1 protein-coding gene is annotated in these 396 nt (G+C 61.6%); it reads right to left on the bottom strand.

Annotated features, from left to right (window positions below; translation table 11 throughout):
* Positions 1–6: 6 nt before the first annotated feature.
* On the bottom strand, positions 7–396 hold a 390-nt coding region (locus tag AB4Z43_RS33525), incomplete at its 5' end, for a hypothetical protein (protein WP_441941010.1).

A 396-nucleotide genomic window follows, 5' to 3' on the forward strand; every position in this document is an offset into this window, starting at 1 on the left:
GTCCGCTTAACGGCGGAATAGGCCCCAGAACCCTCGCCGCTCCGACAGGCGGCGCCATGCGTCCCGGTCGGCCTTCAGGTCTTCGAGCTGGCCCAGGAGAACAGGCCTCTCAGCTTCCAGGCGTTCGACCAGAGCCGCCCTTGGGCGCAGGGTTTCGAGTTCGGTATGGGCGCGATCCAGTTGAGCCGTGAGGGCTTCAATAGCCGCATCGCTCGAACCCTTCGAAGGTTTCGAAGTGCGCTTTTTCGAACCCACCAGATCAGGGTCTATCCAGACCCATATCTTTCCGGCGTTGTCTCTCTCGCCCCTTACTTTACCGGCCTTCCAGCGGGATCGGAGGGTGTTCAGGGGCGTCTTTGTCAGGGCCGCAGCTTCGGCCAGTGACATTCGTAGTTC

It is taken from the genome of Mesorhizobium sp. 2RAF45 (genome assembly GCF_052115225.1).
In the GTDB taxonomy this organism is placed as follows: domain Bacteria; phylum Pseudomonadota; class Alphaproteobacteria; order Rhizobiales; family Rhizobiaceae; genus Mesorhizobium; species Mesorhizobium jarvisii.